The sequence below is a fragment of the Geobacillus sp. genome, from assembly GCF_017515625.1.
GTDB classification, from domain to species: Bacteria; Bacillota; Bacilli; order Bacillales; family Anoxybacillaceae; genus Geobacillus; species Geobacillus stearothermophilus.
Window position 1 is genome coordinate 1 of sequence record NZ_JAFWFM010000048.1, and the last position, 9929, is coordinate 9929.

General features: G+C 47.8%; 7 protein-coding genes and 3 pseudogenes. 5 read left to right on the forward strand and 5 right to left on the reverse strand.

Translation table 11 applies throughout. From position 1 onward, the window contains the following. Together IKE44_RS03090 and sstT are read left to right on the forward strand one after the other, a co-directional pair. A partial coding sequence (locus IKE44_RS03090; protein ID WP_287464984.1) for a sporulation protein occupies positions 1–575 on the forward strand: 575 nt, incomplete at its 5' end. A gap of 419 nt (positions 576–994) precedes the next feature. After that, complete coding sequence (sstT, locus tag IKE44_RS03095) at positions 995–2257, forward strand: serine/threonine transporter SstT (RefSeq protein ID WP_049625516.1); 1263 nt, start codon at positions 995–997, stop codon at positions 2255–2257. A 58-nt stretch (positions 2258–2315) separates the two neighbouring features. Here the strand turns inward: sstT and rlmD are convergent, their stop codons facing one another. Next, positions 2316–3704 carry a 23S rRNA (uracil(1939)-C(5))-methyltransferase RlmD gene (gene rlmD / locus IKE44_RS03100; protein ID WP_287464985.1) on the reverse strand — a complete coding sequence of 463 codons (1389 nt, stop codon included), beginning with the start codon at positions 3702–3704 and terminating at the stop codon, positions 2316–2318. A gap of 107 nt (positions 3705–3811) precedes the next feature. Between rlmD and IKE44_RS03105 the strand changes: the two are divergent. Both IKE44_RS03105 and IKE44_RS03110 read left to right on the forward strand, forming a co-directional pair. Next, positions 3812–3976 (forward strand): annotated as a pseudogene (locus IKE44_RS03105) (SRPBCC domain-containing protein); the annotation flags it as partial. Beyond that, positions 3939–4309: pseudogene (locus IKE44_RS03110) on the forward strand (ArsR/SmtB family transcription factor). The pseudogenes IKE44_RS03105 and IKE44_RS03110, both read left to right, overlap by 38 nt. A 155-nt stretch (positions 4310–4464) precedes the next feature. Here IKE44_RS03110 and IKE44_RS03115 read toward each other — a convergent pair. From IKE44_RS03115 to IKE44_RS03130, 4 genes are all read right to left on the reverse strand, one after another. After that, complete coding sequence (locus IKE44_RS03115) at positions 4465–5934, reverse strand: alanine/glycine:cation symporter family protein (protein ID WP_287464986.1); 1470 nt, start codon at positions 5932–5934, stop codon at positions 4465–4467. Between the two features lie 365 nt (positions 5935–6299). Then, on the reverse strand, positions 6300–6464 hold the full coding sequence (locus IKE44_RS03120; protein ID WP_183085383.1) for a hypothetical protein: 165 nt from the start codon (positions 6462–6464) through the stop codon (positions 6300–6302). A 43-nt stretch (positions 6465–6507) separates the two neighbouring features. Then, positions 6508–8646: a heavy metal translocating P-type ATPase gene (locus tag IKE44_RS03125; protein WP_287464988.1), complete on the reverse strand. Its 2139-nt coding sequence runs from the start codon at positions 8644–8646 to the stop codon at positions 6508–6510. Further along, positions 8639–9007, reverse strand: a complete 369-nt coding sequence (locus tag IKE44_RS03130) for an ArsR/SmtB family transcription factor (RefSeq protein WP_011230088.1) — start codon at positions 9005–9007, stop codon at positions 8639–8641. The genes IKE44_RS03125 and IKE44_RS03130 overlap by 8 nt, the downstream gene beginning before the upstream one ends. Before the next feature lie 440 nt (positions 9008–9447). Here IKE44_RS03130 and IKE44_RS03135 point away from each other — a divergent pair. After that, a pseudogene (locus IKE44_RS03135) lies at positions 9448–9929 on the forward strand (IS110-like element ISGka2 family transposase); the annotation flags it as partial.

The window sequence follows — 9929 nt, forward strand, 5'->3', positions numbered from 1 at the left end:
AACTTCTTTCTTTGCCCGAAAACGGGTTTTCAGCGTTCGATACATGGTTTCACCTCCTATGTTTATTGTATTCTATTGCCATCCAAAGAAGAAAGAAAAAAACAGAAAAACCGAACGCCATTCATCCCCCACCTGTAGAGGTGGGGGACTTCTGGCTGATTTATGTTAAAACGGCGCTCGACCCGCAAGACCGCGACCATCTCGCCATCGAACCGCACCCGCTTGTCGCCGCGTTTCTCGAGGCGGCCCGCCAATTAGGTTTCCGCCTTCGCCATGTGCAATGCGAACAAGCGCCGCGCTATTGGCAACAGCGGCTGCCGTTTGTCCAAGAGTTTGAATTCAAGCCGGCAAGCGGACCGTTTAAAGGCCGACTTGACGAACTGGAGGCCATTTTCTTTGTCTCCGAGCATGGGGTTGAAGCCATTTTAGAGATTGACCGCAAAGCGCGCGGGTTTGCTGGATTGCTTTCCGAGGCGCTTGATATGGACGAAACGCTTGTCCGGTTCACCTATGGGCCGAGCGATGTCGCTTCATTGGCGCAATGGTTGGCGAATGCAATTAGCCGGTATAGCTGAGCGAAAAGGGGCAAAAAACGAAGGGGCCACTCGGCCCTTTTGTACTATGTGCTATACGGATGCAGTGAAAAGCTTGTCTATCTTCCCTGCAGTCGACCCAACTGTTCTGCAAAAACCACATTACTACAATTTCAAATTGCACCACACACTCCTTTTGTTTTGATTCATACGGCTAGGATTCAGTGAGCTTTTTGCTTTGCAACCGATGTCAACCCCATCGCGGCTGGCTTCTTTTTCGACCTTGCCATAAGCGCAAAAGGCAATGCAATATTTGGACAATTCAAGCTATTCTAATATAACAATCTATTCGTTAATCACTAATATTCATGCTAAAATAGTGTTTGTTCACCACTAGAAAACACTTGTGCATGTACGGTGAATTTCATTCTTGATCATCCATGAGTGTCAGGAGGAACGTTATGAAGCAACTCATTGTAAGGTGGAATCAGCTTAGCCTTGTCAGACGTATCCTTGTCGGTATCATCATCGGGATTGTCCTCGCCATGGCCGTCCCGGAATCAACAAAATGGGTGTCCATTTTTGGTTCCTTGTTTGTCAACGCTCTAAAGGCCGTCGCACCCGTATTGGTGTTCTTTCTCGTGGTCTCCGCCATTTCCCGCCATCAAAGCGGCCAAAAAACAAATATCCAACACATTCTTGTCCTATACGGGGCCAGCACGTTCTTAGCCGGTCTTACCGCCGTCGTGGCCAGCTTCATCTTTCCGGTTCATTTATCTTTAGCTGAAGGGATGAAAGATATCTCTCCCCCTAGCGGCATAACAGAGGTACTTCAGTCATTGTTGCTTAATATTGTTGATAACCCTATTCATGCACTGATCAATGCGAATTATATCGGTATCCTGACTTGGGCGGTGCTGCTTGGCATCGCATTAAGACCTGCGCCGGAGACGGTCAAAAACGTCATCGCCAGTTTTTCTGACGCCATTTCAAACATTGTCACATGGGTCATCAATTTGGCACCCATCGGAATCATGGGGCTTGTTTTTGACGCGATGGTCACCAACGGGCTTTCCGCTTTCATCGAATACGGAAAGTTATTGGCCGTTCTTCTTGGGACGATGTTTTTCGTGGCATTCGTCATAAATCCGCTGATTGTCTTTGTGAACATTCGCCAAAATCCGTACCCGCTCGTGTGGAGATGCATTCGGGAAAGCGGAATGACCGCCTTCTTTACGCGCAGCTCGGCCGCAAACATTCCGGTGAATATGAATTTGGCTGAAAAACTCGGATTAAACAAAGATACGTATTCGGTCTCGATCCCTCTCGGTGCAACGATTAATATGGCTGGCGCCGCCGTTACGATTTCCGTGTTGACGCTTGCTGCGGTTCACACATTGGGGATTGAAGTCGATCTAGGTACAGCGCTGATTCTTAGCATTCTTTCCACCATCGCCGCTACAGGGGCATCCGGCGTCGCGGGCGGCTCGCTTCTCCTTATCCCGTTGGCATGCAGTTTGTTTGGCATCCCAAATGATATTGCCATGCAAGTAGTAGGGGTTGGTTTTATCATTGGCGTGTTGCAAGATTCATGTGAAACGGCCCTGAACTCCTCTTCCGATGTTCTTTTCACCGCAACAGCGGAATATGCGAAGAGACGCAAAGAAAAAACCGCCGTCATCATCGAATCTGAATTTCATGCAAAACGAGCGGGTGGCAACTGAAACCCTTCTTGTATAAAGCCCGTTTCCCTCTCACTTGGGGGAACGGGCTTTTCCTGATTTATGATGATTTGACAAGCAACGCACAGCACTCGACATGCGCCGTATGCGGAAACATGTCCACCGGTTGGACAGTTTTCAACACATAGCCAAACGGGGCTAGCTCCGCAATATCCGCCACAAACGTCTCCGGATTGCAGGAGACATACACCACCCGCTTCGGTTGCGCTCGGCCGATTTTGCGCATCACTTTTCCGCCTGCGCCAGAACGTGGAGGATCCAAAAGCAGCAGCTCCGGCCGCCCGAACTGCTCCAACACGTCATCAATCCCGCGCCGCGCATCCCGCGCCAAAAAGTACGTATTGTCAACGCCGTTGTCTTTCGCGTTTCGTTTCGCCGACTCGATCGACGTTTCCACAATTTCAATGCCCGCCAACGCCTTCACCCGCTTGGCGAACGGCAAGGAAAACGTGCCGACTCCGCAGAAGAGATCGATCATTTTCTCATGGGGCTTGGGCTCGCCCATCTCCAACGCCAGTTCAACCAATTTGGCCGCCTGCACCGGGTTCGTTTGGAAAAACGTATCAAACCAAAGACGGTAGCGGAACCCGCACGATTCATCGTAAATGAAATCCCGTCCGGCCAGCACGTGCGTTCGTTCCGCCTGGGTGCGGTCGGCCCACGCCCGATTCTCCAGCCAAAGCAAACTTTTCACGTCCGGGAGCGCCTTCGTGATCCGCTCCGTCAAATCAGCCGCCGCTTCTTTCAACTCCCCTTCCGGCGCCTCGGTCGCAAAGAGCGCCACCATCACCTCTCCTGTCGCAAACGACTCGCGCACCATGACGTGGCGAAGCAGCCCTTCATGGGTGTCTTTGTGATACCCAGGCAGCTGATGATCGCGCGCCCAACGCGCCACTTCCATAGCGGCTTTGACGATCTTCTCGCCGGCAATGAGACATGTCTCCAACGAAACCACTTGCCGGAAATTCCCTTGCTCGTGCAGTCCAAGCAGGCCCTCAGGAGAGAACGTAAACTCCATTTTATTGCGGTAATGCCACGGATGTTCCATCCCGATCGTCTCGCGCACAACGTCCGGATCAAATCCGTGCTGGGCAAGCAGCGCCTTCACCTGTTCGGTCTTATGCCGCAGCTGTCCCTCATAGCGCCAGTGCTGCCAGACACAGCCGCCGCAGCGGTCAAAGTGCGGACACGGCGGATCGAGCCGCTCTGGATGCCGCTCAATCACTTCTTCCACTCGGGCATGGGCCCTCCGGCGTTTCGGCCAATCGATCAAAACCCGCACCCTTTCACCAGGAAGCGTGGACGGAACAGTGAGTTTGAGCTTTTTTCTCTTTCCCTCCTCTTCATGCCAAACGACCGCTTGCCCGGCTCCTTTTTTATCTAACTGTTGAATGTCCGTAATGAATGATTGTTTTGCGCTGTCTGTCAACGGCTTTCCTCCTTCCGAGATGAACGATGTTGTCACCCTTTATGTATTGTACACGATCAGTGGACGAATCCAAAGAAACTTCGCGCAGGGGAAAAGATTGGGAATGAAAAGCATTGGAAGACGGAAAAACGGAATTCACCTTGATTCATTCCGGATGGGATGCGGACAAAGCAACCGAATTTGGGCAGCCTCACACAGTCGTTCGCAAGATTATGGATGACGGGTGGGAGAACATTGTCAACCAAAAACTTCCCACATATCTCGAAGGATAAACGAACCGTTTCCACGCCGAAGCACGATGTGTTTCACACCATCGCCAATCCAACCCGCCGCCAGATGTTGCAGCTGCTCGCGGACAACGAATTGTCGATTGCCGCGATTGCCAAATCCTTCCCGATCAGCCGCACAGCTGTCAATAAACATCTTCGTGTGCTTTCGGAAGCAAGGTTGGGCAGCTGTCGGAAAACGGGACGCGAAACAAGGTACAGGCTGGAGCCCGAACCTCTCGTCGAACTGAAAACGTGGCTTTCCTTCTTTGAAGGGTATTGGATGAACGGCTTGCGGCTCTCAAGCGTATGGTGGAAGCGGATGAGGAGCCATCATAATGGCAAAATCGCATGAATTCACGGGGGGCAAGATGGTTCGAGGATGCCCATCCTAGAGAATGTCTAACGAAAGTGTTCCTTATCCATATAGATGATGATGAAAAAAGGGTGTCCCGCTGCATCCGGGACACCGTCGACTCCAACCAATCAACCTGTTACAATGTCTTCTCTTTCTTTTCTTCCCATCTCTTATATCCATTTTCCCAGAATTTCGCGTTCTTGATTCCGTATTTCGACGCGTTGAACTCCGGATCTTTCCCTTGCTTCAGCTGTTCTTCATAATCTTTCAAGGCCATATAGGCCGGTTTAAACAACAACAAGATCGCAATCAAGTTGAGCCACACCATGATGCCAAGCCCGATGTCGCCCATCGCCCACGCCGTCGTCGCCGTTTTGACCGTTCCATAGAACGTGGCCGCCAAAAAGACGAGCTTCAAGGCAAAGAAGGCCGTTCCCCTCTTTTCACTGCGCACCAAATAGGCGAGGTTCGTCTCGGCAATATAGTAATACGCGTACATCGTCGTAAACGCGAAGAAGAACAGAGCGATCGCAATAAAGGCCGACCCGAATCCCGGGAAGAGCGTGTCCACCGCCGCCTGCGTATACCCTGCGCCCGGTTCCACCCCTTTCAAATGCTCGACAATCGTCTCTCCCGTTTTTTCATTGATCACATTGTATTGACCTGTAAACAAAATCATCAGCGCCGTCGCCGTCACGACCAAGAACACGTCCAAATAAATCGAAAACGCCTGCACAAGCCCCTGCTTCGCCGGGTGGGACACTTCCGCCGCCGCTGCCGGGTGGGCGCCCGTCCCTAGCCCCGCTTCATTCGCATAAAGGCCGCGTTTGACCCCCCACATCACGGCCGACCCAAGAATGCCGCCAAACACTTGATCAGCGCCAAACGCGCTTTTGAAAATCAGGCCAAACACATCCGGGACTTTTTCAATATTGGCCGCAATAATGGCAATCGCGACCAATAAATAGCCAACTGCCATAAACGGAACGACAATTTCCGCCGTTTTCGCGATCCGCTTCACTCCTCCAAAAATCGTAAAGCCAAGAACAGCGATCACGAAAATTCCCGTCACCAATTTCGGAATGCCAAACGCATTCGAAAACCCATCCGCGATCGAATTCGCCTGAATCCCCGGCATCAACACCGCCATGGAGAGAATGATCGCCCCGGCAATCACAACCGCAAACCATTTCCAGCCAAGGCCCTTTTCAATATAAAAAGCCGGACCGCCGCGGTACTGTCCGTCTTGTTCCTCTTTATAAATTTGCGCCAGCGTCGACTCGACATACGCCGTCGCCGCTCCGATAAAGGTGATGACCCACATCCAAAAGACAGCGCCCGGCCCCCCGTACGCAATCCCCGTCGCCGTCCCTGCCACGTTCCCAACGCCAATGCGGCCGGACAACGACATCGTCAACGCCTGGAAAGAAGACACCCCGGCCTCAGAGCCCTTCCCCGTCGTCACAAGCCGGATCATCTCTTTCACGTGGCGGATTTGCAGGAAGCGGGTGCGAATGCTAAAATACAAACCACAACAGACAATAAAAGCAATTAAGAAAGGGCTCCACAGCCACCCGTTCACCGTTTCCACGAGCTTTTCAATCAATCCAATCCCTCCTATGCCAGCTGATTACTTTTGTTGTATAACACATAACCAAATAATATTATAAATACTACACACTTCTGCTTCAATAATTTTTTTATATATCATTCTTTTCTGCATTTTCTTTATATTTCCTGCGCTTGTCCTCGTGTAGAAAAATGAACGACTTTCTTCACTTTTTTTAAAAATAACTTTGAAGCCCAAAAATGATAGATGAGGCAAGACAGAGAAATCCGCCTCGAACGATCCCCTAATGCCAGTCCTTGAGGCCTTGAGCGCGAGCCCCATCTCCCCTAATGATCCCCATCTGAATCGCCGCAAACGCAAAGCCGAACACACAGAACAGCGTGTTCGGCTTTGGCTTTCCGTTACATATAACCGATGAGAAACACGACAAAACCCGCTAATCCGACCGATGCGATGAAGAGACCAAAGGCGATCCGTTTGGCGGCTTTGCTCTTTTGGACAACACCATACACGAACAACACGATCGACATGACCAACAAAAGCAAAATGAGAGACGAAATGCCCACGTTCAGCCCTCCTTATCGTGCACTGCCACTTGTGGTGAAGAGCCTATTCTTTAACTTTTAGCAATCGCATGCTGTTTAATGTTACGATTAATGTTGCTCCCATATCGGCAAATACCGCTAACCATAGCGTTAACCAACCAGGCACAATTAACAGTAATGCCAATGCCTTAATCCCTAAAGAGAAAGTAATGTTTTGCTTAATAATCGCTAAAGCTTTGCGGCTCAATTTAATCGTATATGGCAATTTGCTTAAATCATCAGACATTAAGACAATATCGGCTGTTTCTAGGGCTGTATCGGTTCCAGCACCACCCATTGCCACACCAACGGTTGAAGCTGCAAGAGCTGGTGCATCGTTCACACCATCTCCAACCATCGCAACACTTCGATACTTGTCGCGAAGCTCTTTGATGAAATTCAGTTTATCTTCTGGAAGTAAATCGGCTTTAATATCGGAAACCCCGACTTGTTTTCCGATGGCTTCGGCTGTTCTTTGGTTATCTCCCGTCAGCATCACCGTTTTTTCAATACCGACTTGATGAAGTTTTCGAATAACCTCTTTGGATGATTCTCTTATTTCGTCTGCCACGGCAATTAACGCCAGAATTTCTTTTTCCGTCCCTAATGCCATGACCGTTTTCCCTTGTATTTGAAGGGTTGTAATTTGTTCTTTTATTTCTGATTGGATGCCATTTGGAAGAAGTTCTTCAAAAAGACCTGGACTTCCGACATAATACATTGCGTTATTTACTTTGGCTTTGACCCCTTTACCTGTAATGGATTGGAATTCTTCAACCGATACATCATTAAAATTCAATCCATCTTCTTCTGCTTTTCTTATAATGGCGGAAGCAAGTGGATGTTGTGAGCCTTTTTCAATGGCTGCTGTAATGGTCATTAGTTCATTTTCATTGCCATTATAAGTGACCACATCGGTGACGGAAGGAATACCTTTTGTTAATGTTCCTGTTTTATCAAAAGCAATCACTTTTAAGTTTCCTGCTTCCTCTAAATAAATACCACCTTTAATTAACACACCGTTTTTCGCTGCATTTCCAATGGCAGTTACAATCGAAACAGGCGTGGAAATAACCAACGCACACGGACAACCAACCACTAATACAGCTAGACCTCGATAAATCCATTCGCTCCAATCAGCACCCATAAATAATGGAGGAATAACGGCTAGTAAAAGAGCAAAAATGATAATGGCTGGTGTATAGTATTTGGCAAAACGATCTACAAACGCTTGAGAAGGTGCTCGTTCTGCTTGAGCTTCTTCCACTAAATGGATGATTTTCGAAAGAGTTGTATCTTCCACTCGTTTTGTAACTTTTACTTCCAATAACCCTTCTTCATTCAATGTTCCTGCAAAGACTTCATCACCGACTGTTTTGGTTACTGAAACACTTTCTCCCGTAATGGCAGCCTGATTTAGCGTAGATGTACCCTTGATGACGATTCCATCCATCGCTAATTTCTGACCAGGCTTTACGATCATAATATCTCCGACTTGAATATCGTCAACAGGGACCATCATTTCTTCATTTCCGCGACGAATTAATGCTTCTTTTGGAGCAATATCCATCAACGATTCAATGGATTGACGAGCTTTATCCATGGAATAACGCTCTAAGGCTTCGCTAATGGCGAATAGAATAACAACCGTTGCACCTTCTCCCCATTCACCAATCGCTGCAGCTCCTAAAATCGCCACTGTCATCAGCGTATTCATATCAAAATTCAATCGAACTAGGTTTTTGAAACCTTTTATAAATAACGAATATCCACCGATTAAAATTGCTGCAGCATATCCAATTGTCGCAAAGATATGCTCTTCTCCGTATTGCTTCCCTAAAAACCAACTGATCACAAGCAAAACGGCGGAAATATACACTTTAATGTTCTCTTTTTGCTTCCAAAAAGGTTCACGCTTGACTGCTTTTTCTTTATCTTCCCGAACCTTTAAGTTTTCAAAAGCTCCTGCTTTTTCTAATTCTTCGATGGTTGTTGTACCCCAAACGGTAATTTTAGATGCTCCAAAGTTTACTTTAGCATCTTGAACACCTGGCAATGATTTTACATTATTTTCAAACTTTGCCGCACAGTTTGCACAAGTAAATCCTTGAACACGGTAGGTTTTCGCTTCTGATTTAGATAATTTTGCTTGTTGTTCAGACACGGACTTTCACCTCTTTATCATGTGCTAACGCAATCATGATTAACTGCTTAATATGGTCATCATCCAGCGAATAAAATGCTAGCTTTCCTTCTTTTCGATACTTTACAATCCCTTGTTTATAAAGAGTCCGTAAATGATGGGAAGTGGTTGCAACAGAAGCCCCAATGATATTGGCAATATCACATACACATAACTCTTCATCTTGGCAAAGTGAATAGGCAATTTTTGCCCTATTTTCATCTGCCAGTGCTTTAAACAACAGGACAACACTGGATATATCTTCTTTTTGCAATTCCCCTTGTATTCGATTGACTTTTTCTTCGTCATAACAATAAATTTCACATGTATCTTTCTTACTCATTCATTATCCCCCTTTCATATTCAAATTTCCGTTTGAATATATTATACCCCATTTCTTTTATTATTCAAATATTTATTTGAATTAAAAACAAAAAACATCCATGAGTAAGCTTTTACTCGCCATCCAAGCATGAAAATAACCGCTCATGGATTCATTATTTTCACAGAAAGATCCATGGGCAATGGTTTGCCCTCCACCCGGGCATGAAAATCCCCCTTTTCTTCCCATAATGAAGAATAGGCGCAAACAGTTCAACAGGACGTTATGCTTAATGGTGGCTTAGACCCTGTACGGAAAAGTGTTTGAATCCACTGGGTGCACCACCCATTGTCCGCCCTTTCCCGATGCGGAGGAAAGGTGACGACGAACGGAAAACTGCCGCATTTCTCCCGTGGATTCGCTGTTTGCGCACTCGATCATCGAAAAGGAGGATTTTCATCATGGATGTCATCTATCCTCGCTGCGCAGGATTGGATGTTCATGCCGAAACCATCGTCGCCTGCGCGCTATGGGAAGAAGATGGACACATTCAAAAGGACATTCAAACCTTCTCCACGTTCTCGAAGGGACTTGGCGACCTGCTCGAGTGGCTCGAAGAACATGGCGTTACCCATGTCGCCATGGAATCCACCGGCGTGTATTGGAAACCGGTCTTCGCCTTCCTCGAGGGCTATGTCGACTTGACACTGGCCAATCCGCAGCGGATCAAAAATGTCCCGGGAAGAAAAACCGATGTCTCGGACGCCGAGTGGATCGCCAAGCTGCTCCGCCATGGACTCGTTGAAAAAAGTTTCGTCCCCCCAGCGGATATTCGCGAATTGCGGGATTTTACCCGCCTCCGCAAAAAGTGGGTCGGACAGCTGACTTCGGAGAAAAACCGGATTCAAAAAGTGCTCGAGTCTTCCAATGTCAAACTCGGCTC

What these genes read in the sequence shown, in the direction of transcription:
- sstT (WP_049625516.1), top strand. Translation starts at nt 995, where the DNA reads ATGAAGCAACTCATTGTAAGGTGGAATCAGCTTAGCCTTGTCAGACGT.
- IKE44_RS03130 (WP_011230088.1), bottom strand. Translation starts at nt 9,007, where the DNA reads ATGAGTAAGAAAGATACATGTGAAATTTATTGTTATGACGAAGAAAAA.